Source organism: Belnapia sp. AC561 (genome assembly GCF_979252845.1).
The window spans coordinates 19,884-45,199 of sequence record NZ_CEEDBP010000033.1 but is presented as its reverse complement, the minus strand read 5'-3'; the positions used below and the strand labels follow the sequence as shown (position 1 = coordinate 45,199).

Annotated in this window: 25 protein-coding genes; 13 read left to right on the top strand and 12 right to left on the bottom strand. The window is 66.2% G+C overall.

The annotated features are described in order from the left end of the window. Nucleotides 1–2 precede the first annotated feature (2 nt). The 5 genes from fabG (at nucleotide 3) to mltG (ending at nucleotide 5,337) form a co-directional block, all read left to right on the top strand. On the top strand, nucleotides 3–740 hold the full coding sequence (gene fabG, locus AC0IW9_RS22625; protein WP_471650568.1) for a 3-oxoacyl-[acyl-carrier-protein] reductase: 738 nt from the start codon (nucleotides 3–5) through the stop codon (nucleotides 738–740). Nucleotides 741–800: 60 nt separating this feature from the next. After that, nucleotides 801–2,192 (top strand): tetratricopeptide repeat protein, encoded by a 1,392-nt coding sequence (locus AC0IW9_RS22620; RefSeq protein WP_471650567.1) that lies wholly within the window; start codon nucleotides 801–803, stop codon nucleotides 2,190–2,192. Between the two features lie 566 nt (nucleotides 2,193–2,758). Further along, entirely contained in the window at nucleotides 2,759–2,995 is a 237-nt protein-coding gene (locus tag AC0IW9_RS22615; RefSeq protein ID WP_471650566.1) for an acyl carrier protein, read from the top strand. A 43-nt stretch (nucleotides 2,996–3,038) separates the two neighbouring features. Next, nucleotides 3,039–4,322 (top strand): beta-ketoacyl-ACP synthase II, encoded by a 1,284-nt coding sequence (gene fabF / locus AC0IW9_RS22610; RefSeq protein ID WP_471650565.1) that lies wholly within the window; start codon nucleotides 3,039–3,041, stop codon nucleotides 4,320–4,322. 109 nt (nucleotides 4,323–4,431) lie between these two features. Continuing rightward, a complete protein-coding gene (gene mltG, locus AC0IW9_RS22605; protein ID WP_471650599.1) occupies nucleotides 4,432–5,337 on the top strand; it encodes an endolytic transglycosylase MltG in 906 nt (301 codons plus the stop codon). Between the two features lie 17 nt (nucleotides 5,338–5,354). Here the strand turns inward: mltG and AC0IW9_RS22600 are convergent, their stop codons facing one another. The 3 genes from AC0IW9_RS22600 to phaR form a co-directional block, all read right to left on the bottom strand. Beyond that, nucleotides 5,355–5,654, bottom strand: coding sequence for a LytR C-terminal domain-containing protein (locus tag AC0IW9_RS22600; RefSeq protein WP_471650564.1), 300 nt, complete (start codon nucleotides 5,652–5,654; stop codon nucleotides 5,355–5,357). A 452-nt stretch (nucleotides 5,655–6,106) separates the two neighbouring features. After that, complete coding sequence (locus tag AC0IW9_RS22595) at nucleotides 6,107–6,568, bottom strand: helix-turn-helix domain-containing protein (RefSeq protein ID WP_471650563.1); 462 nt, start codon at nucleotides 6,566–6,568, stop codon at nucleotides 6,107–6,109. Between the two features lie 109 nt (nucleotides 6,569–6,677). After that, on the bottom strand, nucleotides 6,678–7,283 hold the full coding sequence (gene phaR, locus AC0IW9_RS22590) for a polyhydroxyalkanoate synthesis repressor PhaR (RefSeq protein ID WP_471650562.1): 606 nt from the start codon (nucleotides 7,281–7,283) through the stop codon (nucleotides 6,678–6,680). A gap of 705 nt (nucleotides 7,284–7,988) precedes the next feature. Here phaR and AC0IW9_RS22585 point away from each other — a divergent pair. Next, complete coding sequence (locus AC0IW9_RS22585; protein WP_471650561.1) at nucleotides 7,989–8,828, top strand: alpha/beta fold hydrolase; 840 nt, start codon at nucleotides 7,989–7,991, stop codon at nucleotides 8,826–8,828. Nucleotides 8,829–8,907: 79 nt separating this feature from the next. Beyond that, nucleotides 8,908–10,083, top strand: coding sequence for an acetyl-CoA C-acetyltransferase (locus tag AC0IW9_RS22580; protein WP_471650560.1), 1,176 nt, complete (start codon nucleotides 8,908–8,910; stop codon nucleotides 10,081–10,083). 74 nt (nucleotides 10,084–10,157) lie between these two features. Here AC0IW9_RS22580 and AC0IW9_RS22575 read toward each other — a convergent pair whose 3' ends face one another. From AC0IW9_RS22575 to AC0IW9_RS22560, 4 genes are all read right to left on the bottom strand, one after another. Further along, nucleotides 10,158–11,240 carry an SMP-30/gluconolactonase/LRE family protein gene (locus AC0IW9_RS22575; protein WP_471650559.1) on the bottom strand — a complete coding sequence of 361 codons (1,083 nt, stop codon included), beginning with the start codon at nucleotides 11,238–11,240 and terminating at the stop codon, nucleotides 10,158–10,160. Nucleotides 11,241–11,346: 106 nt separating this feature from the next. Then, a complete protein-coding gene (locus tag AC0IW9_RS22570; RefSeq protein WP_471650558.1) occupies nucleotides 11,347–12,963 on the bottom strand; it encodes an ABC transporter substrate-binding protein in 1,617 nt (538 codons plus the stop codon). A gap of 59 nt (nucleotides 12,964–13,022) precedes the next feature. After that, entirely contained in the window at nucleotides 13,023–14,417 is a 1,395-nt protein-coding gene (locus tag AC0IW9_RS22565; protein ID WP_471650557.1) for a dipeptidase, read from the bottom strand. 51 nt (nucleotides 14,418–14,468) lie between these two features. Beyond that, nucleotides 14,469–15,239 carry a class I SAM-dependent methyltransferase gene (locus AC0IW9_RS22560; RefSeq protein ID WP_471650556.1) on the bottom strand — a complete coding sequence of 257 codons (771 nt, stop codon included), beginning with the start codon at nucleotides 15,237–15,239 and terminating at the stop codon, nucleotides 14,469–14,471. A gap of 79 nt (nucleotides 15,240–15,318) precedes the next feature. Between AC0IW9_RS22560 and gloB the strand changes: the two genes are divergently transcribed. Genes gloB through AC0IW9_RS22540 form a run of 4 tightly spaced genes read left to right on the top strand, consistent with a single transcriptional unit; the run spans nucleotide 15,319 to nucleotide 17,728 of the window. Continuing rightward, a complete protein-coding gene (gene gloB / locus AC0IW9_RS22555) occupies nucleotides 15,319–16,047 on the top strand; it encodes a hydroxyacylglutathione hydrolase (protein ID WP_471650555.1) in 729 nt (242 codons plus the stop codon). Between the two features lie 32 nt (nucleotides 16,048–16,079). Beyond that, complete coding sequence (locus AC0IW9_RS22550; RefSeq protein ID WP_471650554.1) at nucleotides 16,080–16,484, top strand: cupin domain-containing protein; 405 nt, start codon at nucleotides 16,080–16,082, stop codon at nucleotides 16,482–16,484. Between the two features lie 57 nt (nucleotides 16,485–16,541). Beyond that, complete coding sequence (locus AC0IW9_RS22545; RefSeq protein ID WP_471650553.1) at nucleotides 16,542–17,510, top strand: Bug family tripartite tricarboxylate transporter substrate binding protein; 969 nt, start codon at nucleotides 16,542–16,544, stop codon at nucleotides 17,508–17,510. Nucleotides 17,511–17,563: 53 nt separating this feature from the next. Next, entirely contained in the window at nucleotides 17,564–17,728 is a 165-nt protein-coding gene (locus AC0IW9_RS22540) for a hypothetical protein (protein WP_471650552.1), read from the top strand. 18 nt (nucleotides 17,729–17,746) lie between these two features. On the opposite strand, the gene AC0IW9_RS22535 is transcribed toward AC0IW9_RS22540, so the two are convergent. Continuing rightward, on the bottom strand, nucleotides 17,747–18,934 hold the full coding sequence (locus AC0IW9_RS22535) for a CaiB/BaiF CoA transferase family protein (protein WP_471650551.1): 1,188 nt from the start codon (nucleotides 18,932–18,934) through the stop codon (nucleotides 17,747–17,749). Between the two features lie 91 nt (nucleotides 18,935–19,025). Here AC0IW9_RS22535 and AC0IW9_RS22530 point away from each other — a divergent pair, with 91 nt between their 5' ends. Continuing rightward, nucleotides 19,026–20,249, top strand: a complete 1,224-nt coding sequence (locus AC0IW9_RS22530; RefSeq protein WP_471650550.1) for an MFS transporter — start codon at nucleotides 19,026–19,028, stop codon at nucleotides 20,247–20,249. Then, nucleotides 20,246–21,343: a mandelate racemase/muconate lactonizing enzyme family protein gene (locus AC0IW9_RS22525; protein ID WP_471650549.1), complete on the top strand. Its 1,098-nt coding sequence runs from the start codon at nucleotides 20,246–20,248 to the stop codon at nucleotides 21,341–21,343. The genes AC0IW9_RS22530 and AC0IW9_RS22525 overlap by 4 nt, the downstream gene beginning before the upstream one ends. Nucleotides 21,344–21,383: 40 nt before the next feature. On the opposite strand, the gene AC0IW9_RS22520 is transcribed toward AC0IW9_RS22525, so the two are convergent. From AC0IW9_RS22520 to AC0IW9_RS22505, 4 genes are all read right to left on the bottom strand, one after another. Next, nucleotides 21,384–22,577 (bottom strand): pyridoxal-phosphate-dependent aminotransferase family protein, encoded by a 1,194-nt coding sequence (locus tag AC0IW9_RS22520; RefSeq protein ID WP_471650548.1) that lies wholly within the window; start codon nucleotides 22,575–22,577, stop codon nucleotides 21,384–21,386. Nucleotides 22,578–23,213: 636 nt separating this feature from the next. Further along, on the bottom strand, nucleotides 23,214–23,762 hold the full coding sequence (locus AC0IW9_RS22515) for a carboxymuconolactone decarboxylase family protein (RefSeq protein WP_471650547.1): 549 nt from the start codon (nucleotides 23,760–23,762) through the stop codon (nucleotides 23,214–23,216). A 13-nt stretch (nucleotides 23,763–23,775) separates the two neighbouring features. Continuing rightward, entirely contained in the window at nucleotides 23,776–24,651 is an 876-nt protein-coding gene (locus AC0IW9_RS22510) for an MBL fold metallo-hydrolase (RefSeq protein WP_471650546.1), read from the bottom strand. A 30-nt stretch (nucleotides 24,652–24,681) separates the two neighbouring features. Further along, the gene (locus tag AC0IW9_RS22505) at nucleotides 24,682–25,308 is read right to left on the bottom strand and encodes a glutathione S-transferase family protein (protein ID WP_471650545.1); all 627 of its coding nucleotides are present in this window, start codon (nucleotides 25,306–25,308) and stop codon (nucleotides 24,682–24,684) included. Nucleotides 25,309–25,316: the final 8 nt, after the last annotated feature.

Below are 25,316 nucleotides of genomic sequence, written 5' to 3'. Positions count from 1 at the left end.
CGATGTTTAGCCTCGATGGCAAGGTCGCCCTCGTCACCGGCGCGACGGGCGGCATCGGCGCCGCCACCGCCCGCGCCCTGCATGCGCAGGGTGCCAAGGTGGCTATCACCGGCCGCCGCGCGGCTGAGCTGGAGGCGCTGGCCGCCGACCTGGGGGAGGGGGTCCTGGTAGCGCCCGCCGACCTCGCCGATCCAGCCGCGCCAGCGGCCCTCGTGGAGCAGGTGGAGGGCGCGCTCGGTTCGCTGGACATCCTGGTGAACAATGCCGGCTTCACCCGGGACATGCTGGCGCTGCGGATGGGCGACGCCGATTGGGCGGCGGTTCTTGAAGTGGACCTGACCGCGCCCTTCCGTTTGGCCCGGGCCGGGCTGCGCGGGATGATGAAGCGCCGTTGGGGGCGGATCGTCTCGATCGCCTCCATCGTCGGGGTCACCGGCAATGCCGGACAGGCGAATTACGCCGCTGCCAAGGCCGGGTTGATCGGGATGAGCAAGTCCCTGGCACAGGAAGTCGCGACCCGCGGGGTCACGGTGAATGTCGTGGCGCCAGGCTTTGTGAAAACAGCAATGACCGATGCCTTGAATGAGACGCAAAAGGCCAAGCTGATGGAGCGTATCCCGACCGGGCGGATGGGCGCGCCGGAGGACATCGCTGCGGCCGTGGTCTTCCTCGCCAGTGTCGAGGCGGGCTGGACGACGGGCCAGACCCTTCATGTGAATGGCGGCATGGCGATGATCTGAGGCGCTTGCGCCTCTCGGTTTAAAACTTTCCTAGGGGAGGTGGCCCAGGCTACCTCCCCGATGATCCCGCTGTTCGACCCCCTCGATCCCGCTGACGCTCAGCAGCGACAAGTGTCCCTGGCCGCTGTCGGCCGGGCAATGCTGCGCCGGGGTGAGGCGATGGCCGCTTTAGCTCCTTTGGGAGTCGCGGCGGCGGCTTGCCCGGGCGACCCGGCCTTGCTGCTCGATCTGGCCGTGGCGCAGCACCTGGCGGGCGATCTGGTCGGAGCCATGGCGCGGTATCGTGAGGTGCTCGCGCTGGCGCCGGGCGATGCAGGGGCCTGCAACGGGCTGGGCGCGCTGTTGCTGCGGCAGGGCGACTTGTCGGGTGCCGAGGCGCTGCTACGCCGCGCTCTGACACTCGATCCCGGTATGCCGGAGGCGCTGAACAACCTCGCGCGGCTGGCCAGCTGGGATCTCCGCCCCGGAGAAGCGATACGGTTGCTGGATGCGGCGCTGGCATCTCGACCGAATTTTCCCGCAGCACGCTGGACCCGAGCCATGGCACGGTTGCAGGCTGGGGACATGCCCGGAGGCTGGGATGACTTCGAGGCACGCTGGTCGCTTTCCGAAGTGGGACCGCGTCCGACGATCCCTCGGCCGATCTGGGATGGAAGGCCGCTGGCCGGTCGCAGTTTGCTGCTGCAGCCGGAGCAGGGGCTGGGAGATACCCTTCAATTCGCCCGTTATGCGCCGCTGCTGGCCGCGCGTGGCGGTCAGGTGGTGCTAGGAGTTCAACCAGCGCTGAAGCGGTTGATGCGGAGCCTGGAGGGACCGGGGGTTACGGTGGTGGCTTGTGGTGAGGTTCTGCCACCGATCGATTACACCCTGCCCTTGCTATCGGTGCCGCGAGTGCTGCGGCAAGGGTTGGGCGATATTCCGGCCGCGACACCCTACTTGGGCGCGGAGCCGGCTGCGGTGGCGCGCTGGCGACGGCGAATCGGCCATGGAGGCAAGGCGGGGTTGGCAGTTGGCTTGGTCTGGGCCGGCAATCCGCGGCATAGCAACGATGCCAACCGCTCCCTGGCACCAGCTAGGCTTGCGCCGCTGGCGGGGATACCGGGCGTGCGGTTGTTCAGCCTGCAATGCGGGCCCGGACGTTGTGTTGCCCCACCGCTGCCTGGACTGGTGGATATTGCCGACAACCTTGAAGATTTTGCTGAGACCGCAGCCGCACTGACTGCGCTGGATTTGCTGATCAGCGTCGATACCGCTCCGCTGCATTTGGCGGGAGCACTCGGCCGCCCAGCCTGGGCGTTGCTCCCGGCGGTGCCCGACTGGCGATGGCTGCTCGGGCGTGCCGATAGCCCCTGGTATCCCTCACTACGACTGTTCCGGCAGCCAAAGCCTGGCGACTGGGAGGCGGTGGTCGCAGAGGTCGTTGTGGCCTTGAGGCGCCGGGGTGGCGCATGATCCGCGCACGCAGTCTTGCCGGCTGTCCGTTGCAACCTCCAGCGCTTGGCCTCGCTGAGGCGTGTGGCAGGTGCCGCAGCACAAACCGGCGGAGGTTTAGGCGTGGGATTATTCCGGCGTACCTGGGCTGAAGCGGACCCCTGGCGGGAAGGGCCCTGGCTACTGTTGGGTGTAGCCGCTCTTTCGGCACCCTTTGCCGTGCTCGGTCAGGGAGGAGATGCCCATACCGCGATGCTGGCGGGCATTGCCTGCCTAGCATCACCCTGCCTGGCGATTGAGGCCATGCAAGGCTTGGCGCGGCTGGCGCTCTTGATGGTGGATCGCCGCTAGGGTCTGCTGCCGAAATGCTGCGCCGCAGTATGGTGGCCTCGGTGGAGCGTCTTGCCAAAGGGGCTGGACAGCGCCGCAAACACCGCCTACGCCCCCTCCGGGTTCCGTGTTGCTCCCGCCCGAACCGGGCTGGCGCCCCGTCTGGGGCGTCCTCGGTCTGGCCGGCCGGGGCACATGCAGGCCGTCCAATTCTGGCCCCCCGGCCGGGGCAGCGTATTTCTGGAGACTGGCACGCGATGAGCGAGACCGCCGAGAAGGTTAAGAAGATCGTCGTCGAGCACCTCGGCGTGGACGAGGCCAAGGTGACCGAGGACGCCTCCTTCATTGATGACCTGGGCGCCGACAGCCTCGATACCGTGGAACTTGTCATGGCTTTCGAAGAAGCCTTTGGCGTGGAAATTCCGGACGATGCGGCGGAGAAGATCACCACGGTGAAGGACGCCATCGCCTATATCGATGGTCAGAAGTCCTGAACCTCGGTTCTGATACTGGACTGATCGCAGGGAGAGGCTGAGCGTGTTCGCACACGGTGCCGCGCCGCGGCGGGTTGTCGTCACCGGCATGGGCATCGCGTGCCCGCTCGGTTTGGGTGTCGAAAGGGTCTGGAAGCGCCTGGTTGCGGGCGAGAGCGGCATTGCCGCCATCCAGTCTTTCGACGTGAAAGATTTATCCGCGAAGATCGCAGGCCAGGTGCCCGTGGGTGCCAAGGCCGAAGGGAAGCTCGATCTCGCTGAATGGATCCCGGTCAAGGATCAGAAGAAGATGGATCGCTTCATTCAGCTCGCCGTCGTGGCGGCGGTGGAAGCGGTGGAGGATAGCGGCTGGGTGGCCCAGACCGAGGAAGATCAATGCGCGACAGGCGTGATGATCGGCTCCGGCATCGGTGGCCTGACCACCATCTTTGAAAGCTCCCGGCTGATTTGGGAGGGCAAGCACAAGCGTGTCTCGCCTTTCTTCATACCCAGCGCACTGATCAACCTAGCCTCCGGTCATGTATCCATCCGTTATGGCTTCAAGGGTCCCAACCACGCGGTGGTGACCGCCTGTGCGACAGGCGTGCATGCCCTCGGCGATGCGGCGCGGCTGATCGCTTTTGGTGATGCCGATGTGATGGTGGCCGGTGGAGCCGAGGCCGCGGTGAGCGAGATCGGCATGGCCGGCTTCTGCGCCTCCCGTGCCCTCTCCACGGCCTATAACGACCGCCCAAGCGAAGGCTCCCGCCCCTGGGACGAAGGTCGCGATGGCTTCGTGATGGGTGAAGGTGCTGGTGTCTGCGTGCTCGAAGAATATGAGCATGCCAAGGCGCGTGGTGCGAAGATCTATGCCGAGGTGATCGGCTACGGCATGTCGGGCGATGCCCACCACATCACCGCTCCTTCCGAGACTGGCGATGGCGCCTTTCGCTCCATGCGGTCAGCGTTGCGCAGTGCCGGGGTTGCGCCGGATGAAGTGCAGTACGTCAATGCACATGGCACTTCCACGCCGATGGGCGACGACCTGGAGTTGAGCGCGGTCGAACGGCTTTGGGGCGATGCGGCCTCGGGGCTGGCCATGTCCTCCACCAAGTCGGCGATTGGCCATCTGCTTGGCGCCGCGGGTGCCGTGGAGGGGATTTTCTCGGTCCTGGCCATTCGCGATGGTGTTGCTCCGCCAACCCTCAACTTGGACAAGCCGTCGCGCGAGAGTGCGATCGACCGCGTGGCCAAGGTGGCGCAGGAACGGCCGATCAAGGTGGCGCTGTCGAATAGCTTCGGCTTTGGCGGTACCAATGCCAGCATCGTTTTCCGCGCTGCGCCCTGAACGGCTTCGTTAACGAGTATTGGCCTTGAGGCGAGTCCTGCGCCGTATCATTGCGGCGTTGCTTGTCCTCGGGCTGCTGGTCGGCGCCGGAGCTTGGCAAGCACAGCGGATGTACCGCGCGCCCGGGCCCTTGGTGGCACCTCTGCAGATTGTCATTCCCCGAGGAGGGACCGAGGCTATTGCCGCAGCGCTCCAGGGCGCGGGCGTCGTCGATGACTCAAGGCTTTTCGCCTTGGCGACCTGGGCGACCCGTGGGCAAGGACCCTTGCGTGCAGCGGAATTTGCCATTCCAGCCGGTGCCTCACTTGCGGAGATACTGGAGATATTGCGGCATGCGAGGCCGGTGCAGCGTCGGTTGACCATCCCGGAAGGGCTGACAGCCCGGCAGATTACCACCCTGCTTGGCCGAGCCGAAGGGCTGACTGGGGAGGCCCCGACGCTGGCCGAGGGTGCGGTGCTGCCAGAGACCTATGCCTATCAATGGGGCGATGACCAGGCTGGACTGCTGCGCCGGGCTGAGGCGGCGATGAACCAAGCGCTGGCTGAGAGCTGGGCCGGACGGGCTGAGGGCCTGCCATTGGCCAACCCGCGAGAGGCTTTGATCCTGGCTAGCATCGTCGAACGGGAAACAGCTCTGGCAGAGGAACGGCCGAGGATTGCCGCGGTCTTCCTGAACCGGCTGCGCCTTGGAATGCCGTTACAATCCGATCCGACTGTTGCCTATGCTGCAGCAGCGGGAGGCACATTGGAAAGGCCGCTGACCCGGGCGGATCTCGACCGGGAGAATCCTTTCAATACCTACCGGGTGAAGGGTCTACCGCCCGGTCCGATCGCTGCCCCTGGATTGGCGGCATTGCGCGCAGTGACCCGGCCGGCGAGCAGCGATGACCTGTATTTCGTCGCAGATGGCTCAGGCGGGCATGCCTTCGCCCGTAGCCTGGATGAGCATAACCGCAACGTGGCGCGGTGGCGGGAGATTGAGCGGCGTCGCTCGGAAGGGCAAGCCGCGCGGTAGCGTCGCCCGCCAACAGATCAACGATCGGGTAGCCAGATTTCCAGCGTCTGCAATGCAGGAGCAGGTTCGTAACCGCGGAAATCCTGAATCGCCCAGCCTCGGCCAAGCCGACCGGCGAGGCGGGCGGCGGCGGCGGCGTCCTCGGTGTGGAAATAGCGAACCACACGCTGGGATGGCGTATTGGTGACCGGGCGTAGTTCCCCCAAGTCGAAGCCTGCTTCCCGCAAGGGCTGGACCAGGCTGGCCGCAACATCTGCGGCAACGGCAGAGCCGGCCCGCATGTGGATGAAGACACGGGGCTGGCTGGTGCCAGGCAAGGTTTCTGCCCGTGCCGGGCGTGTCGGTGGCATAGGTGCAGCAGTGATTGCCGCAGGGGCTGCGGGCGCCGGCACTGCATCTCGCCGGGCGATCGCAAGGTCCCGGCGCAGGCTTGCTAATTCCGCCTCAGCTGCCACACGCGCTTGGGTCAAGCTTGCCAGCCTGGCCTGATCCTCCTCCTGCGCAAAGCGGAGCCGTGCGACTTCAGCCTGCAGGCTGGCCAGAGCTCCAGCATCCACTGCCGGCCCAGGGGCTGGCAGGGATGGAGCAGGGGTGCTGATAACTGACGCGGGACGAAGCCCATGGCCAAGCATCAAGCCGCCCGCCAATCCAGTCAGGCCCAACAGGACACTGGCCAGGACGAGTCGGCCAGACCGCCGAGGCGGACGAACCAGTGAGGCGGCAGGCGGAGGCTTCATACGCAGCGGAGAAAGGACCCAGGTTCAGCTGTTCAGTGCCGCTCGCCAACTTCCAGAGCGGCGGCAGCAGCGGGGTTTTCAGCAAGGCTTTGCGCAGCGAGGGCACGGGCCATCTGGCTCAACGCCTCCTGGTGCTTCTCGTTGTCGATCAGCGCAAAATTTCGCGCCAATTCCAAACACATGCGCTGACGGGGCGAAACCTCGTTCGGCTCGGCGTCATCAGTGAGGCCCTCGAAGAACCAGGAAACGGCAACGGCCAGGACCTGGGCGATCTCAAACAGGCGGCCAGCTGAGATGCGGTTGAGACCGCGCTCATACTTATGGGCCTGCTGGTAGGTCACGCCAATCATACGGGCGAGCTGTTGCTGGGACAGGCCCATCATCACCCGTCGTTCGCGGATTCGCGCGCCGACATGGCGATCCGCGGCATTGGCACGCTGGCCAACCTTGGCGGCGCCGGGGCGGGGCGCGTCCGTATCGGTGGTCGATGGCATATTGTATCCCTTAGGCCGGTGAATGTCTCACCAAGGGCAATGCCGTGGCACCGGTCCCGTTCCACCATGGCGCGTGACGACCGCGTGAGGTCAGCGCCGCGATCGGACATCACCCGCCGCGCGAGGAATCCGGCGTGGTTCGCTGCGCCTCAGCCAGCTGACGGCGGAGGGACTCAACCTCGGCCTTGAGCGACTCAACGGTTTGTGGAGCTTCTGGTGCCCGGAAGGGTGCAAAAAGACTCATCGCCCGTTCCATCATGGCCATGTTCTGCTTGCTGACTTCCTCGATGGTGGGGAAGGGCATGAAACCGCCCATGGCTTGTTCCATGGACCGACGCATCTGGACCTGCTGGCGAGCGAAGCCGTTCATGGCGACGTCTAGGTACCGCGGCAGCACCGTCTGCAAGCTATCTCCGTAGAACCCGATCAAATGCCGCAGGAAGCCTTCCGGCAGCAAGTTGCGGCCCTTCGATTCCTCCTCGACAATGATCTGCGTAAGGACGGAGCGGGTGATATCGTCGCCCGATTTCGCGTCGTAGACCACAAAATCACGGCCCAGGCGCACCATGCCCGCTAGGTCTTCCAGCGTCACATAGCTTGAGGATTCGGTGTTATAGAGGCGGCGATTGGCGTATTTCTTGACCACGACGGGCTGCGTCGGCGCGGCGGACGTCGCGTCGTTCGCGGGTTCGGCGCGGGCAGTGCTTTCGGCCATGGCGTTTCCGATGCGGTTGTTGCGTGACAGGCTCTGCAACCTAGCACGGCGCGATGGCCGCGGCGTAAGCGTGTTTTTTGCATTGCACACCAAGGGACTGCTGGGTCGTGAATTGTTCGGAGCCAGGGGCTTTGCCGGCGGGAGATGACCCGGCGCTCGATCGCTTGGCAGAGGATTGGATCAAGCTTTGGCAGGAGGAAATCGCGGCGCTGGCGGCAGACCCCGACTTGGCTGTGCTCTGGCGCCAGGCCATGACGGCGGGGGCTGGCTGGCTGATCGCCGGTTGGCCGAGCCTTGGTCTGCAGGGTACCGATGACGCGGCGCGGGCCACGGCCGATGGCGCTGCACCTGGCGCTGCAGATGCTGCGCCGGGGCATGGCGATGGCCAACCTGCCGTTGGCGCTGACGCCGGCCTCCGCGCCCGGATCGATGCCTTGGAAAGCCGCTTGGCCGCGCTCGAAGACAGGGCAAGCGGGGGTAGCGCGGATCGCCGCAGCACTCGACGCCGGAAGCCACCGGCCTGAGGCCTTCGCCGCAGCGGTATGGCAAGCAATGGGTCGGGCAGATACGAGGCTGTTGGCGGGGGTTGCGGCCTATCGGGCGTATCCCTGGAGGCGAGAACTGCCAGATCCGCCGGCCATCTGGGCCGAAGGTGGTAGCCGGTTACTGGACTATGGTGGGGGCAATGGGCAGGCGGTGGTTTTCGTGCCCTCCCTCATCAATCGGGCGCAGGTGCTGGACCTGTTGCCGGGAGGGTCGCTGCTGCGCTTCCTGGCTGGGCAGGGGATACGGCCTCTGCTGTTGGATTGGGGGGAGCCTGGGGCTGTGGAGCGGGGCTTCGGACTGACCGACTACATCGCCGGGCGCCTGGAACGGGCTCTGGCAGCGGTCACCGGGCCTGTGGTGCTGGCAGGCTATTGCATGGGCGGGTTGCTCGCATTGGCGGCGGCGCAGCGGCGGCCGGAGCGGGTGCGGGCACTGGCATTGCTGGCGACGCCTTGGGATTTCTGGGCGGCGGACCCCGGCCAAGCCCGGGCCATGGGGGCACTGCTGCCAGGGCTGGAGCCGATGCTGGCAGCGGCCGGGGCGCTGCCGGTGGATGTCATCCAAGCGATCTTCGCAGGGCTGGAGCCGTTCTCGATCGCCGCCAAGTATCGCGCCTTCTCCCAGCTGGACCCCGCTTCGGACCGGGCACGGCGCTTCGTGGCGTTGGAGGACTGGCTGAACGACGGTGTGGCTCTGGCGGCACCTGTGGCACGGGAATGTTTGGGCGGCTGGTATGGCGCCAATGCGCCGGCGCGGGGTGTATGGCGGGTGGCTGGGGAGGCGGTGGTGCCGGGACGGCTGCGAAAGCCGGCGTTCCTCGCAATCCCGTCTCGGGACCGGATCGTACCGCCTGCGAGTGCCATGGCCTTGGCGGCGGCGCTGCCGGACGCCCTGGTACATCGCGCGGCGGCCGGCCATATCGGCATGGTGGCCGGCAGCACGGCTGAGGCGGCGCTATGGCGGCCGCTGTGTGACTGGCTCCACGGGCTTCCGGCCTAGGCTGACTTGTAGGCAGGGGGGACGCGGGCCAGACTGCGGCGCATAAACAGCCTATTCATCGCGGGTGGGAGACCCAGTCATGACCGATATCGTTATCGCTTCCGCGGCACGGACGCCGGTCGGCAGCTTTTCCGGCGCCTTCGCCAGCATGACCGCCCATGCCCTCGGCACCATCGCCATCCGCGCTGCGCTGGAGCGGGCGGGCGTTTCGCCGGAGGAGGTGGACGAGGTGATCCTCGGTCAGATCCTGACCGCAGGCGCGGGGCAGAACCCGGCGCGGCAGGCCGCCGTCGCGGCCGGCATCCCGGTGGAGCGGACCGCCTTCGGGATCAATCAGCTCTGCGGCTCCGGTTTGCGGGCCGTGGCGCTGGCGGCGCAGCAGATCGCCACCGGCGATGCCAGCATCGTGGTGGCCGGCGGTCAGGAGAGCATGACACAGGCGCCGCATGCGCAGCAGCTCCGCGCCGGGCAAAAGATGGGCGACCTCGCACTGGTCGATACCATGATCAAGGATGGGCTCTGGGATGCCTTTCACGGCTACCATATGGGCACCACCGCCGAGAACGTGGCGACCAAGTACCAGATCACCCGTGAGCAGCAGGACGAATTCGCCGCCGGCAGCCAGGCCAAGGCAGCCGCGGCGATGCAGGCCGGGCGCTTCAAGGATGAGATTATCCCGGTGACGGTGAAGGGGCGGAAGGGCGACGTCGTCGTGAGCGATGACGAGTATCCGCGGCCGGAGACCAACCTGGCGGTGCTGCAGAAGCTGCGCCCGGCCTTCTCCAAGGACGGCACGGTGACGGCGGGCAATGCCAGTGGCATCAATGACGGCGCCGCGGCGCTGGTGGTGATGTCGGCCGAGGAGGCCAAGCGCCGCGGCATCACGCCGCTGGCGCGCATTGCTTCCTGGGCCACGGCGGGCGTCGATCCCTCGATCATGGGGACGGGGCCGATCCCGGCGAGCCGCAAGGCCTTGGCCAAGGCGGGCTGGGATATCAATACACTCGACCTGATCGAAGCCAACGAGGCTTTCGCGGCGCAGGCCTGCGCGGTCAACAAGGACCTTGGCTGGGATACCTCGAAGGTAAACGTGAATGGCGGGGCGATCGCCCTCGGCCACCCGATCGGTGCGAGCGGTGCACGGGTGCTGAACACGCTGCTGTTCGAGATGCGGCGGCGCGAGGCCAAGCGTGGCCTGGCAACGCTCTGCATCGGCGGCGGCATGGGCGTGGCGATGTGCCTCGAGCGTATCTGAATCGCTCGACTTGACCAAAAGAAATAGATGAGAGGCTGGAGAGAATACCTTCTCTCCAGCTTTTCTTCTTACACTTAGCAGAAATGCGCGCCCCGCGTCTCCACCGGCACCATGTAAAGTGACTGGCTCGCCGTCATGTACAGGTGGTTCCGCCGCGCCCCGCCGAAGCAGAGGTTGGCGCAGATCTCGGGCAGCCGGATCTGGCCGATGCGCTGGCCGTCCGGGGCGAAGACATGCACCCCGTCATAACCCTCGCCGACCCAGCCGGCGCCAACCCAAAGGTTGCCCGCCTCGTCGCAGCGGATGCCGTCGCCGAAGCCGGATTTGCCACCCAACTCCATGTCGCAGAAGGTGCGCGGGTTGGTCAGCCGCGCGCCGTCCACGTCGTAGACCCAGATGATGTTCTTCGCCTCCTCGTAGTGGGTCTTGCCGCTGTCGGCGACATAGAGACGCTTGTAGTCGGGTGAGAAGCAGAGGCCGTTCGGCTTGAAGGGCTGGTCGGCGACCTTTGCCACCTGGCCGCCGGTATCGATGCGGTAGATCGCCTCCTTGATGAAAGGGCGGGGGCTATTGGCGGATTCCGCGGTGCGGTTGCCTTCATAGTTCATCAGCGCGCCATAGCCCGGGTCGGTGAACCAGATGGCACCGTCCTCAGGGTGGACCACGCCGTCGTTCGGGGCATTGAAGGCGCCGTCCGGGCCGCGCGCCGCCAGCACGGTGGTGGTGCCGTTCGGCTCGTAACGCAGCACGTCGCGGTGGAAGTGGCGGAAGGCGATCTGCCGGCCCTCGCGGTCGAAGGTATTGCCGTTGGAGAAGCCCGAGGGGCTGCGGAAACGGCGATGGATGGAGTGATCCTCCTCCACCATGCGCAGGCATTCGTCGTTGGGGATATCGGACCAGATCAGGAAGCGGCCATTGGCATGCCAGGCGGGGCCCTCGGCCCAGCCGTAGCCGGTGCCGATGCGGCGGATGGCGGTATTGCCGAGCATCGCCTTGAAGCGCTTGGGGTCGATGGCGACGATATCGGCATCGGGGTAGCGGACCGGGGCGGCGCCGCGGTCGTAGCTGCGCTGGGCATGGGCAGGCACGGCGGCGCCAGCGGCCAGGGCGCCGGCAAGCAGGCCCAACCCGCGGCGCGCGATCGGTGTCTCGGACATGGTGTTTCCTTCCCCAGGCCGCCTCGTGCGGACGGCCTGGGGAAGGGTCGCATGGGAGATGGTGACCGCGGCAACCCTGGCGGCGGTTGCTCGCGACCGGGTGACATCAGGCCAGCGTCGTCAGGTCCTGGAACCAGTGCTGCGCCTGGGTATAGCCCCGGATCTTGCTGGTCGCGACATGCGGGTTGGTGTCGTGCACGACGAAGACCAGCAGCGCTTCGTCCACCGCCTTCTCGTGGACCTTCGCCATGAGCCGGTCGACCTCGGCTGCGTCGAAGGTGCTGGTGGCGGTATCGATCAGCCGGTCCATCTCGGCGTCGCTATAGTGGCTCCAATTCACCCCGGTCGGCGCAATTTGTTTCGAGTGGAAGAAGCGGATCAGGGCGTACAACGGATCACTGGTCACGTAGGCGACATTGTTGGCGGTGACATCCTTGGCCAGTTCCCCGGTCGCACCCTGGCGCCAGCAGGTATAGAGCACCTCCAACTCAACCGGCTTGAACTCGACCTCGATGCCGACCTCGCGCCACGACTGCTGGACGTATTCGTTGATCGGCATGGACAGCATCTGGCCGCTGCCGCCAGTTGCCACGATGAATTTGGTCTTCAGCGGGTTGCGGGTGGAGTAGCCGGCCTCGGCCAGCAGGCGCTTCGCTTCGGCCGGATCGTGTTTAATCTTGAAGCTAGGGTTGCCAAACCAGGGGGAGGTCGGATCGACCACGCCCACTGCCGGCTTCGCCAGCCCATTCATCAGTGCCACTACCCCGTCCCGGTCGATGGCGAGGTTGGCCGCCTTGCGCAGCCGGATGTCGCGCCACGGCGAGCCTTCCAGCAGGCTGAGATGGTAGTTCCAGACATGGGGCGTGACGTTCTCGATGATCCGCGCGCCGGATTGCTTCAGGCGAGGAACCATGTCAGGCGCTGGGGTCTCGATGAAATCCACCTGCCCGGTCAGCAGGGCATTGCTGCGGGTGACGGCCTCTGGCGCGCAGACCAGGATGAGGCGGTCCGCTTTGGGCGCGCGTTTCGGATCCCAGTAGCCGGTATTCCGAACCAGCTCAGCACTGGCGCGGGGTACCAGCCGGGCAAGGCGGAAGGGACCGGTGCCCGAGGGTTCGAAGGCAAATTTCTCCCAGCTGCGGCCAAGCTTCTCGTACTGCGCCGGCGACGAGATGAGAAACCACAGCAGCTGATAGGGGAAGATGCTGTCTACCGCTTTGGTGGTGACCTCGACAGTCATGGCATCGAGCTTTCGCCATGAGGCAACGCTGGGAAGCCGGGGGCGGACCTGCGCCGCCTGACGATTGTCGAAATGCGGTGCCTGAGGATTTAGCACCTTCTCGAAATTCCAGACGACGGCATCGGCATCGAAATCTGAGCCGTCATGAAATTTGACGCCGGGGCGAAGCTTAAGGGTCCATTTCTTGCGGTCGGCGGGGTCGGCATCCCAACTGGTGGCCAAACCGGGAACCAGCTTGCCGGGGCGGTCCGCGACATCCATCTCCCAGGCGACCAGCGGGTCGTACAGGGTATAGCCGGTGAATTGGTAGGCGCCGGCGCCGCGGTCCGGCTGGCCGGTGGTCTGCGGGATATCGGCCATGGAGATGCCGTAGCGGATGACGCGCTCGGCAGCCTGCGCATGGGCGGGGCTGACTGCCCAAGGGTTGGGCAGGCCGGGCAGGGCGGCAAGGCCGGAGGCGCGAAGGAGGGCGCGGCGAGACAAGGACATTTCGTGGACCCCGGACTGATGGATTGCCCAAAGGTCAGCAAGCGGCGTGCCGGTTACGCGGGCAGCACGATCTCAAGGACCCGAGCATAGTTGCCGCCAAGCACCTTGGCGGCTTCGGCTGAGTTGAAGCCTGCCGTCAGCAATGCCTCGGCCAGGGCTGGGGTCTGGCGGTAATCCGCGAAGCACGCGGGGGAGAGCAGGCCCTGCATATCGGAGCCGATGCCGACATGGTCGATCCCGACGACATCCACGCTGCGGGCCAAGCCCTCAGCATAGGCGCTGAGGGTGGGGAAGATGGTGGCTGGCGGCCAAAGGCCGATGACCCCACCGGTGGCAGCGACCAGCCTGGCATGATCCGCGGTGATCTGGCGGGAGCGTGGGCCGGGCCGCTGGGTGATGGAGGTATGCGAAAGGACGAGGGGCTGGTTGCTCACCTCTGCCACCGCCTTGGTGGTGAGGAAGGTGGCATGTGCCACGTCGACCACGATGCCGAGCCGGTTGCAGGCGCGGACCACTTCGGCGCCGAAGGCGGTCAGGCCGTGGTGGACCGGCGGCTCGGTCTGGATGTCGCCAAGTTCGTTGACCCGGTAATGGACCAGTTGCAGGTGGCGAAGGAAGTGGCTGCGGAAAGCGTCCTCCAATGCTTCCAGTCGGCCCACGAGGAAATCCGCGCCCTCGGCGGCAACGAGGATGGCCGGGCCGGTGCGGTGGCTGGTGACGGCATGCAGGCCGGCCCGATCGGTCACAAGGAACAAGTCCTGGTCCCGCGCCATGGTGGTGAGACGGTGGAAGGCGGCTTCGCCATGCCGCGCCAGTTCGCCCGGCTCAGGCGGTCGGAAGGCCTCGATGCGGCTATCGGGGGTGACATGGGTGGTGGGGGTATCGGCCACCATCGCCAAGGCGATCAGTGTCATCCCGCCTTCCCGCATGGGCGCGGCGATGGGCTCGGGCGGCCGCTGACGCAGGCGGCCCAGGATGACGCGACCGGCGTGGCTATGCAGATCCATCGGTTGAGCCGTGGCCAGTAGCGCGGCGGTCGCGGCCGCAGCGGGCGGCGTGGTGCAGGCAGTGGTGGCGGCGACGCAAACGAGTGGTAGGCTGGCGAGCAAAGCGCGGCGGGCCATCCAGGGCCCAGGTGCAGCGGCCAGGCCAGCGAAGCGGGCCTCCCGCAGTTGCCAGCGCCAGCCGGACGGATCGCACTCCGGCAGCCGGTGCCAGTGGCCGGTCAGACGCAGCTTGCCACGAGAGGCAGGGATGGGCGCGCTGGCCAGGACCTCGACCATGCGGATGGGGTCAAGGGGGCAGCCGGGGCAACAGGGTGGCTCTGCGGCGAGGATCAGGGTGCGGCCATTGCCAAGCGTATTCGGCAGGGCGTTCCAGCCCTCGATCTCGACCGGGGTTCCCTCCGCGACGTGAGGGGAGAGCAGGCGAGACCAGGGGATGGACATGGCTTGGGCTCCGCGACGCCTGTCATGTTGCGCCCGTGCGCGGTTCGCCAGCTAGGCGGTTTCGGCAACCACGACGCGCCGACGTCGGATAGTGGCGGGGACCGCCCCGGTGGGGATCAGTTCGGAAAAATCCTTGGTGGCTTCCATCAGAGTGACCCCGGCAAATCCGGGGAGAAGCCGATTGCCGAGCCTTTCCCAGACCATGGCGCCGCGCAACAACATCCTGGCCTGGAAGGGCGGCACGAAGAGCGCGGGCTGCCGCCGGGTGACAGCGAACATCTGCCGGCGCAGGAGGCGTTCGAGCTGACCGGTGGAATAGGGTTGGCCATGGCCGAAGGGGGTGCGTTCCAGGTGCGCCCAGAGCCCATGGCGGTTGGGTGCGACCACCAGCAGGCGGCCATCGTCCTTGAGCACCCGCCAGGCTTCCCGCAACATGCGGCGCACGTTTTCGGCATGTTCCAGGCCATGCACCAGCAGGATGCGGTCAAAGCTGAGGTCGGGAAAGGGCAGGGACTCGCCTTCCCCCACCGCGGTGCGGCTCGCGGCGCTGCGAGGCCAGCGCCAATGCGGCATATGCGGCGGGACGAGGCTGATGCAGCGGGCGCCGCCACCCGGCTGGTCCGGCCGCCAGAGCCGGAGGAAAGGGCTGGCATAGCCGAGGCCGAGGACCGCCTGACCCGGTAGCCGAGGCCAGATGGTGCGCAGATGGTCCCGCAACAGGCGCGCAGCCACCAGCCCCGCCGGGGTGGCGTAGAAATCCCGCAGGCCGTGGACCTCGTGGCGCATGGGAGGGATATAGAGCAATCGGCCCGATGATTTCATGGGCCATGCACCATCCGGAGCGCGTTTCCCTTGGCACCGTGGCCGGGTGGGGACAAGCGCCGGGCTGAAGGAGAACCTTATGCCGGTTTCCGTCACTGCCATCCCCTGTCTGTCTGACAATTACGCCTGGATGCTGCGCGATGACGCGACCGGCACTGTCGCGCTATGCGATCCGGGCGAGGCCGGGCCGATCATCGCCGCGCTGGAGGCCGCGGGGGGGCGCTGCGACCTGATCCTGCTGACGCATCACCATGGCGACCACGTGGCCGGGGTGGCGGAGGTACAGGCACGCTTCGGAGCCAAGGTCGTGGGGGCGGCGGCTGATGCGCATCGGCTGCCGAAGTTGGATATCGCGCTGAAGCCCGGCGAGACGGTGACGGTCGGCGCGACCGAGGGCGTGGTGATCGATACGCCGGGCCATACCGTCGGGCATATCGCCTTCCATTTTGCCGATGGGGATGTCCTGCTGTGCGGCGATACGCTGTTCTCGTTGGGCTGCGGGCGGTTGCTGGAAGGGACGGCGGCACAGATGTATGGCTCGCTGCAGGCGCTGGCGGCGCTGCCGGAGACGACCCTGGTCTGCTGCGGCCATGAGTACACCGAAAGCAACGCCCGCTTCGCGTTGACGGTGGAGCCGGAGAATGCCGCTCTGGTGGCTCGCAGCGCCGAGGTGACGGCACAGCGGGCGGCAGGGAAGCCGACGGTGCCGACAACCCTGGCGCAGGAGAAGGCTGAGAATCCCTTCGTGCGGGCCAAGGATGTGGCGCGGTTGGCAGCGATCCGTTCGGCCAAGGACAGCTTCCGCTGAACCTGCGCGATCCGGGGCTGGCGGCAGCGGCGGTGATCGCTGGTCTCGGCCTGCAGCCGCATCCCGAGGGCGGGCATTACCGCGAGATCTGGCGGGATGCACCGGCCGGTGGCGTCCGCGGGGCAGGGACCGCGATCTACTACTTCCTGGCGGAGGGCGAGCGCAGCCATTGGCACCGGGTGGATGCGGCGGAAGCCTGGCATTGGTATGCTGGCAGCCCCTTGGTGCTGGGGCTTTCGCCGGATGGGTCGGGCCGGGAGGAACGGCTGCTTGGGCCGGACCTTGGGGCCGGGGAGCAGCCCTTTGCCCTGGTGCCGGCCGGCTGGTGGCAGGCGGCGCGGCCACTCGGTGCCTGGGTTCTGGTCGGCTGCACAGTCAGCCCGGCCTTCGACTTCACCGGCTTTGAGATGGCGGCGCCGGGTTGGTCACCCGGCTAGACCCCGGCCTGCAGGCATCCCAGGATGGCTGCAACGAAACCGGGGGAGGGCGGCGGCATGCTGCGACGACACGTATTGCTGGCCTCGGCGCTGCCCTTGGCCGTACGGGCGCAGCCGGCCTTCCCCGATCGCCCGCTACGGCTGATCGTGCCTTTCGCCGCCGGCACCAGCTCCGACATCCAGGGCCGCCTTGTCGCCAGCCGCATGGGAGAGGTGCTTGGCCAGCCCATCGTGGTGGAGAACCGCGCCGGCGGCGGCGGCACCGTCGGGGCGGAAGCGGTTGCCAAGGCACGGCCGGATGGGCACACCATCCTGCTCGGCTCGAACGGGCCGCTGACCGTGAACCCCGTCATCCAGCCCCGCATTCCGTATGATGTGGAAACGGAGCTGGCGCCGATCGCCTTGGTCAGCCGCAGCCCGCTGACCCTGGCGGTGAAGGCGGATAGCCCGATCCGCAGCGTCGCGGATCTGGTCGCCGCGGCCAAGGCAAAGCCCGGCGACATCACCATCGGTTCCTCCGGCCAGGGCAGCGCGACGCATTTCCTGATCGAACAATTCATGGCCGCGGCCGGCATCCGCCTGACCCACGTACCCTATCGCGGTAGCAGCCAGTCCATCCCGGATCTCATCGCCGGCAACGTGCAGGTGGTCATGGGAGAAGTCTCGACCACCGTGCCGACCTGGCGCGGCGGGCTTGTGCGTATCCTGGCTACGACGGGACCGAGCCGGACGCCCCTGGTGCCGGACATCAGCACCCTGATCGAGCAGGGCTTCCCTGGCCTGACCGGCGGCAGCTGGGCGGCGCTGATGACGACTGGCGGCACGCCGGAGACCGCGATTCGTGCCTTGGCGGCGGCTGCCAATGCGGCGCTGGCCGACGCCTCCTATCGGGAGCGCCAGGCGGAGGTGGGCGCGCAACTCTCGGAGGAGGCGGTACGCACCCCGGCCGGGCTCGCCGCCTGGCTGCGGGAGGAACGGGCGAGGACCCGGGAAACCGCTTTGCAGGCCGGTATTCGCGGCGAATAGCCTCGACGAGCATTTTCGTCTTCCGTGCGTCGCGCGACCACGGACGAATCCAGGTGCTGATCAACTCGATCAGCAATCTCTCCGGCTGCGTCGTCCCCTATGCATTGGGATGGATGCGGGAGGCGGTGGGAAGCTTTCCGCTGGCGCTGCTGGTGCTGGCCATGGGGCATGATCCGGCATTGGAACAGCCACGAGACAAGCCGGCGCCTGTGGCATAGCGGCGCCGGCAGTCGCGCTCAGATGGCTTTCTGAGCCCTGAGCGCGGCGATCCCGGTTGCGTCGTAACCGAGTTCCTGCAGCACCTCGTCGGTATCGGCGCCCATGACCCGAGGCGGGCTATCGATCTGCGGCCCGCCATGCGCCAGCTTGAAGGCAGCGACCGGCACACCGAAGGGGCCGGGAAGGCCAGGTGCGCCGCCCGGAAACATGTGCACCACGCCACGGCTGGCGAGATGCGGGTCGGCCAGCGTCTCCTCCATGCGGCGGACCCGGGCGGCAGGGACGTGCTTCGACTGTAGATAGACCTCCCATTCATCCGCGCTGCGGGTCAGCATGATATCGGCCAGCACCGCTTCCTCATGGTCTCGGTCGGCAGTGCGGGTAGGATTGTCCGCCTTGGCCAGTTCCGGCCGGCCGAGCGCGGCCCAGAGCCGCTTCTGCTGGCGAAGGTTGCTCGCACCCAGCATCACCATCCCATCCTTGGTCTGGTAGGCGCTGTTGGTGGCATGGACATGCTTGTTGCCGGATGGCTTGGCGCCCTTGCCGGTTCGGAGATAGGCGGCAACATGGCTTGCCTGCATCATCAGCGCCACGTCCAGCATGGCGAGGTCGATGCGCTGGCCACGGCCGGTCTTCTCCCGTTGGAACAACGCGGCGGAGAGGGCAAAGGCGCCCATCGTGCCGGTCGCGTAGTCGATCGCCGGGGCACCGAATTTGATCGGGTTCACCTCCGGCGTGCCGGTCGCGGCCATGATGCCGGAGGTTGCCTGGATGACATGGTCGTAGGCGGTCTGATTGCCGCGCACGCCGCCATGGCCGAAGGCCGAAATGGAGCAGTAGATCAGTTTCGGGTTGATGGCCGAGAGCGCCTCATAGCCCAGGCCGAGGGTATCGAAGGCGCCGGGGCGGAAATTCTCGACCAGCACATCGGCGGTCGCCACCAGCTTATACAGCACCTTGCGCCCTGCTTCGGTTTTCAGGTCCAGGGTGATGGAGCGCTTGTTGGAGCCCTGGGTGACGAAATAGCTGCCCATGTTGGCCAGGTTGCCGGCGAGGTCGGGACCGCTGTCGCGGCTCTGGTCGGGGTCGTCGGGGTGCTCGATCTTGATCACGTCGGCGCCGAGCAACGCAAGCTGGTAGGCGGCGAAGGGGCCGGCCAGCACATGCGTGATGTCGATGATGCGGATGCCCTCGAATGGCCGCATGGCTCGTTTCTCCCTTTCTTGGCCGAGTGACTATGGCCGTGCGCGCCGATTGGCGCCATCCTGCCGTGAAGCTTTGGGGGAAACGACCAGCGTGACCGCTTCCGCGGCGGCATCGCCGCGCCTGTTCGCCGTGCCGGATTTCCGCCGGCTCTGGTGCGTCGGCCTGATCGTCTTCCTGGTGCGATGGCTGGAACTGCTGGCAGTCAGCCTATTCGTCTATCAGGCCACGGGTTCGGCCTTTCTGGTCACCATGATGGGCATGCTGCGCATCCTGCCGATGGGACTGTTCGGCGCGCTGCTGGGAGCCATGGCGGAACGGGTGGAGGCGCGCACGGCGCTACTCGGGATTGTGGTCTCCAGTCTGCTGGTCTCCCTGGCGCTGGCAGTGCTGGCCTGGCTTGGGATGCTCGCGGTTTGGCATCTGGCGGTCGCCAGCTTCCTCAATGGGCTCGGCTGGGCAGCGGATAATCCCGTGCGGCGGATGATGATCGGCCAGGTCGTGGGCCAAGCCCGCATGGGCGCGGCAATGTCCGCCGATGTCGGCAGCAACAACGCTAGCCGAATGCTGGGTCCGACCTTCTCCGGCCTGATCTTCGCCACGGTGGGGATCGAGGGCGCCTTCGTCATCTCCGTGCTGCTCTACCTCATCGCCGTCGTCGCCACGCTGCGTTTGCGCTACCGCAGCGGGGTGCAACCGGCGAGCGGGGAGGGCGTGCTGGCGCGCATCGCGGAGGGTGTCGCGGTGGTGCGGCGGGACCGGCGGCTGGTGGGCACCCTGGTTGTCACGGTGATCTTCAACGTCTTCGGCTGGCCCTTCACCAGCCTGATCCCGGTGGTGGGCCAGGACCACCTTCATCTGGGGCCGGAGGCGATCGGGGTGCTCGCCAGCATGGATGGCGTCGGCGCTTTCGCCGGGGCGCTGGCCATGGCGGCCTGGGTCAAGCCCGCGATCTACGCGCGCTGCTATATCGGCGGGATGGCGCTCTACCTCGTCGCACAGATGGGCTTCGCGCTGGCGCCGCATCCGGCGCTGGCAGGGGCGGCACTGCTGTTTGCCGGCTTCGGCCAGGCGGGGTTCAGCATCATGCAAGCGACGCTGGTCTATATGCTGGCGCCTGCCGAGGTGCGCAGCCGGGTGCTCGGGCTGCTCTCGGTCTGCATCGGCCTTGGGCCGATCGGCTTCGTGCATATCGGGTTGCTGGCCGATGCGCTCGGTGCGCAATGGGCCTGCGTCATCAGCGGGGCCGAGGGGTTGCTGGCCCTGCTGCTCACGCGCAGGCTGTGGAAGCATGTCCAGGGGAGCGACGATCCATGAATGACCTGACGATCCGCGAGGTGCGGACCACCCTGCTGCAGATGCCCTGGCAGGAGGATCCCTGGCTGTTCGGCCATGCGCTGGGCGCCACGCGGGACCTGGTGGTGGTGGAGGTCGTCACCGCCTCCGGCATCACCGGCATGGGCTACCTGCATCTTCTGACCTTGCCGCTGCAGCGCACCATCGGCGCCTGCATCGCCGAGGCCATGGCGCCGCGCATCATCGGCCGGCAGGCGACCGACGTGGAGGCGATCTGGCGAGACCTGTGGCGCACGACGTTGACCGGCGGTCGTGGTGGCGTGGCGATGATGGCGCAATCGGCGATCGACATCGCGCTGTGGGACGTGGTGGGCAAGTCCGCCGGGCTGCCGCTGCACCGGCTGTGGGGGCACTACCGCAGCGAGATCCCGATCTACGGCAGCGGCTGCTTCCGTGGTGCTCTGGGCGACGGGATGATCGCCAAGGCGAAGTACTACGTCGAGCAGGGCTACAAGGCGATCAAGATGCAGGTCGCCCATATCGGTGACGTGCGGACCGATATCGACAACGTCCGCCGGATGCGGGACGCGGTCGGCCCCGATGTCGAGATCATGATCGACGTGAACATGGGCTGGAGCGCCGATACCGCGATCCTCGCCGGCCGCGCCTTCGAGGAATTCGACGTCTACTGGCTGGAGGAGCCGGTGCTGGCCGACGACTTCGCCGGCTATGCCCGCTGCGCCGAAGCGTTGGACCTGCGCGTCGTCGGCGGTGAGACGCATTTCGGCCGGGCCGACCTGAAGCCCTTCTTCGAGAACCCGCGCCTGCCGATCCTGCAACCGGACCCGATGCGCGGCGGCCTGACGGAGTTGCGCAAGATCGCCACGGTCGCCGAGACCTGGGGCATGACGATGGCGCCGCATCTCTTTCCGGAACTGAACGTGCATATCCTCGCCAGCATCCCGAACGGGATCTGGGCGGAGCAGATGGGGCTGCTCGACGATGTCTGGGTGACGCATCCGAAGATTAGCAGCGGCATCATCACGGCCCCGGAGACGCCGGGGCATGGGCTGGCGTTCAAGCCGGAAGTGATGAAAGACTTTGTACTGAAATAATAGGAAAAACCCGGGGAGAAGGCATTCTCCCCGGGCCTGCCTATCCCGCCAGTTGCGCGATCGCTGCATCCACGCCACCCGGCGTATGCGGAATACCTGCGACCTTCATCGCCAGTTCCACCGTCGCCAGAGTGCCGAGAATCATCGGCTCGTTCAGGTCACCGAGGTGACCGATGCGGAAGACCTTGCCACCGAGCGGACCCAGGCCGCCACCAAGCGAGACGTTATAGGTCTTCAGCGCAATGTTGCGCAGCACGTCGGCATTGCTGCCTTCCGGCATCAGGATGGCGGTGACGCTGTCCGAATAGCGGCTGGGGTTGAGGCAATAGAGCTGCGGGCCGTTATTGCCGGACCAATGCTGCACTGCGGCACGGACAGCGCGGGCCAGACGGGAATGGCGGAGGAAGACATTCTCCAGCCCTTCCTCCTGCTCGATTAGCCGGAGCGATTCCTGCAGCATATAGAAGAAGCTGATCGGCACGGTGCCGACGAAGCTCTTGTGCGGCCGGGCCAACATGTTGGTCCAGTTGAAGTAGTGCTTCGGCAGCTTTGAGGTCTTGTGGACCTCCATCGCCTTGTTCGAGACGCCGTTGAAACTCATGCCGGTATGCAGCATGAGGCCCTTCTGGCTGCCGCCGACCGCGGCATCGACGCCCCATTCGTCCATGCGGAAATCGAGCGAGCCGAGCGAGGAAATCGTATCGGCCATCAGCAGCGCCGGGTGGCCGGCGGCATCGATTGCGGCGCGGACCTCCTGCACCGGAATCGTCATGCCGGTCGCCGTCTCGTTGTGGACGACGCAGACGGCCTTGATGACGCGGTCGGTATCGGCGACCAGCGCGGCCTTCACCGCGGCGATGTCGACGCCGCGGCGCCAGTCGGCAGTGACGCTGCGGACCTCGATGCCCAGATCCTCGGCCATCTTGGCCCAGGAGAGGGAGAAATAGCCGCTCTCGATGATCAGCACCGTGTCGCCGGCCGAGAGCAGGTTGACCAGGCAGGCTTCCCAGGCGGCGTGGCCGGAGCCGGTATAGAGGAAGATGTTCTGTTCGGTCTTCAGCACCCGCTTGAGGCCGGCGACGCAGGCGTCATAGACCTCGATGAAGTTGCTGTCGTTGAAGTCCATGGTTTGGTGGGCGCCGGCCAGCAACACCGAATCCGGAATATTGGTCGGCCCGGGATTGGCGAAGAATTGGCGGCCACGGGGCTTCTTGGCAGGTTGCGTCGCGCTCATTGGCGTCCAGTCCCCTCAGGGTATCGCTGCGGTTGCCCTTGGTCATCCCATGCCTGGGGGCGGTTGCCCAGGGGGGAGATTAGGCGGGATCGGACCTTGCCCCGTTCCGGTCTCTCCAAGACCATTCGGTAGTTGCAACACCAGAAGAACGTGGCGGTTACCGGCGTGGAAGTGCAGGGTGCCGGTACCATGGACCCCGCGCACGGTGAAAACGGTATCTTCCTCGATACGCTGGCCCTTGGCCGCCAGCGGGGCGTGTGCGGCCTAAGCACAGGCCATGGCATTGGCCTCATCCACCATTTCCAGGCGGACCAGTGCACCAGCCGGAATCAGCGCCAGCAGCGTGGCAGCTTCCCCTGGGAATGCTTTCCAAGGGTGCACCAGTAGGCCACGGCCAAACCTGCCTGCCGGCTTGGCGTGGGCGGCGCAACTCTCGTGGCCAGCCGAGGACGGAGGCAAGACCGTGGAAACGCAGACGAGAGTGCTGGCACCGAGGCCCACAAACACCTGCGGTGTCACCAGCCCTGGTCCACGAAGGCTATTGGCAAGGACATGCTCCCATGGTGGTGAGGGGAGCAGGCGCCTTGCCAATGGAGTAAGCAACTGAAGGCTGTTTAATCCACCAAGCCAGAAGATTTATACAGGAAATGGATACTTCTTCAAATAGGGCATGTAGCTTTTCTCCACGTCGATCTCGAAGGAGGCAAGGGTACGGACTACCGCGCAGTAGAAGGCACAGGTCACGACCAAGTCCATGATGCAGTCATTCGGCAGTTCGGCGCGCAACGCGGCGAAGGTGTCGTAGTGGACACCAGGGCCGTCATGCACTTCCCGGGCCGCCTTCAACACCAGACGGGCCAGGGGCTCGAGGTCGCTGGTTTCGCCGCGACTTTCGACGATCAGTGCTTCGATATCGCTGTCGGTGACGCCGAAGTCGTAGCCGATCTTCACGTGGTGCGACCATTCGTAGGGGGACCGGGCCAGCCAGCCGACCTGAAGGATGGCAAGCTCGCGTAGGCGCGCATCCAGCTTGGTCTTGTAGCGAATGTATTGGCCGAGTCCCGAGAATGCGCGCATCGCATCCGGATTATGGACCAGCGTCTTGTAGAGATTGATGTCGCGCGAAAGCAGGCCCTGGTCCTCGGGCTTGAGGTCGGCTTTCTCCAGGTAAGGGAGGCGTGCCATGGACGTTTCCTTGTTATTCGGGTTGCAGAAACTTGTAGCGGAAGCCGTCTGCACCGGCGCTGACCCGGCCGGCAGTGGTCCCGGGGAAGTGGATCGGCAGGACGATGGTAGGCGTCTCGGCGACTTCCGCGAGGAAACCGCGGCGGCTTTCGGCGGCTTGGGCCGCATCCCAGTCGAAGATGGTGGACCAGCCGGGCTCGCGGACCTGCAGAGCATGGTGCATCAGGTCGCCGGTGACCACGGCGCGCTGTCCGCCGGAGGAGATATTGACGCAGCAGTGGCAAGGCGAATGGCCCGGCGTCGGTGAAAGCCAGACCGTGTCATCCAGCGAGAAATTATCGTCGACCAGCAGCGCCTGGCCGGCGGCGACGACCGGCTCGCAGTTATACTCCCAAACATTACCGGGTGGCTGTGCGCCCCGCGTCGTCGCTTCCTCCCAGGCGGCGTATTCGCCTTTATGAAAGACGTATTTGGCTTTGGGGAAAGTTGGCACCCATCGTCCGTTCACCAGCCGGGTATTCCAGCCACAGTGGTCGATATGGAGATGGGTACAGAAGACATAATCGATGTCTTCGAAGCGCAAACCGGCGGCAGCGAAGCCATCCAGCCAGGGCTGCTTCGGGAAGTCCATGGGTGCCGGGTAGCCCTTGTCCTCGCCGGTGCAGGTATCGACCAGGATGGTATGCTTCGGCGTGCGAATGACGAAGGTTTGGTAGGTGATGACCATGCGGCCGCTGGCGGCGTCGAAGACGACAGGGTCCATTTCAGCCAGATGCTTCGCACCGAGGATGGGGTCGTAGCCGGGAAACATGGTTTCCGGCGTGCGCCATGGGCCGTCCCTCTCGACGATGCTGGTGATGGTGACGTCGCCTATCCGTAGTTCCTGCATGAGCTCGGCTCCTGGCTGGCTTCTGAAGAGTCAGGCATCAACATGAGCGGTGGCGATGACTGCGGGGCGGGCGCTGAAGGCGGCATGCCAGGCGGCCAGCGCCGGATGGTCCTTGCGCCAGCCGGCTTCGGGCCAGCGGAAGTCGAGGTAGGAGAGGGCGGCACCGATGGTGAGGTGGCCGATGTCGTAGGGAATCGCTTCCAGGGCCGGGACCATCGGCTCGAGTGCTGCCAGTACTGCCGCGCGCTTGAGTTCGAAGCCATCGAGGATGACGGCTGAAGGCGCCTCGCGCAGCACCTCTCCCCGCCAGAGCAGCAGCATTTCCATGAAGCCGGTGCCGAGCGCATGGCGCTGCAGTGCATCGATCCGCGCTGCGCCGCTGGGGAAAAGCCGTGGAGCTTCGCCCAAGGTATCCAGGTATTCGCAGATGACGACGCTGTCGAAGAATACCCGGCCATCCGGCAGCAAGAGCGTGGGGATGCGGCCGAGAGGATTCCGGGGCAACAGGCCGCGATCGGTCCTGGTCAAGGCGACCACGGTGGGGATGCGCTCGATGAGGCTATCCAGGCCGCGTTCATGCGCCGCCAGCATCACCTTCCGCACGAAAGGCGAGCGGGAGGACCAATGCAATTTCATGGTCGTCTGCGTTGCGGACATGGCCGATT

Excerpts from the sequence above, each read along its gene's own strand:
- phaR (WP_471650562.1), bottom strand. The coding sequence starts at position 7,283 with ATGGCCGAAAGCACTGCCCGCGCCGAACCCGCGAACGACGCGACGTCC.
- AC0IW9_RS22560 (WP_471650556.1), bottom strand. The coding sequence starts at position 15,239 with ATGAAATCATCGGGCCGATTGCTCTATATCCCTCCCATGCGCCACGAG.
- fabG (WP_471650568.1), top strand. The coding sequence starts at position 3 with ATGTTTAGCCTCGATGGCAAGGTCGCCCTCGTCACCGGCGCGACGGGC.
- mltG (WP_471650599.1), top strand. The coding sequence starts at position 4,432 with ATGTACCGCGCGCCCGGGCCCTTGGTGGCACCTCTGCAGATTGTCATT.
- AC0IW9_RS22515 (WP_471650547.1), bottom strand. The coding sequence starts at position 23,762 with ATGGCACGCCTCCCTTACCTGGAGAAAGCCGACCTCAAGCCCGAGGAC.
- AC0IW9_RS22520 (WP_471650548.1), bottom strand. The coding sequence starts at position 22,577 with ATGAGCGCGACGCAACCTGCCAAGAAGCCCCGTGGCCGCCAATTCTTC.
- AC0IW9_RS22565 (WP_471650557.1), bottom strand. The coding sequence starts at position 14,417 with ATGTCCATCCCCTGGTCTCGCCTGCTCTCCCCTCACGTCGCGGAGGGA.
- AC0IW9_RS22615 (WP_471650566.1), top strand. The coding sequence starts at position 2,759 with ATGAGCGAGACCGCCGAGAAGGTTAAGAAGATCGTCGTCGAGCACCTC.
- AC0IW9_RS22525 (WP_471650549.1), top strand. The coding sequence starts at position 20,246 with ATGAATGACCTGACGATCCGCGAGGTGCGGACCACCCTGCTGCAGATG.
- gloB (WP_471650555.1), top strand. The coding sequence starts at position 15,319 with ATGCCGGTTTCCGTCACTGCCATCCCCTGTCTGTCTGACAATTACGCC.
- AC0IW9_RS22580 (WP_471650560.1), top strand. The coding sequence starts at position 8,908 with ATGACCGATATCGTTATCGCTTCCGCGGCACGGACGCCGGTCGGCAGC.
- AC0IW9_RS22510 (WP_471650546.1), bottom strand. The coding sequence starts at position 24,651 with ATGCAGGAACTACGGATAGGCGACGTCACCATCACCAGCATCGTCGAG.
- AC0IW9_RS22505 (WP_471650545.1), bottom strand. The coding sequence starts at position 25,308 with ATGTCCGCAACGCAGACGACCATGAAATTGCATTGGTCCTCCCGCTCG.
- AC0IW9_RS22545 (WP_471650553.1), top strand. The coding sequence starts at position 16,542 with ATGCTGCGACGACACGTATTGCTGGCCTCGGCGCTGCCCTTGGCCGTA.
- AC0IW9_RS22535 (WP_471650551.1), bottom strand. The coding sequence starts at position 18,934 with ATGCGGCCATTCGAGGGCATCCGCATCATCGACATCACGCATGTGCTG.
- AC0IW9_RS22620 (WP_471650567.1), top strand. The coding sequence starts at position 801 with ATGATCCCGCTGTTCGACCCCCTCGATCCCGCTGACGCTCAGCAGCGA.
- AC0IW9_RS22575 (WP_471650559.1), bottom strand. The coding sequence starts at position 11,240 with ATGTCCGAGACACCGATCGCGCGCCGCGGGTTGGGCCTGCTTGCCGGC.
- AC0IW9_RS22595 (WP_471650563.1), bottom strand. The coding sequence starts at position 6,568 with ATGCCATCGACCACCGATACGGACGCGCCCCGCCCCGGCGCCGCCAAG.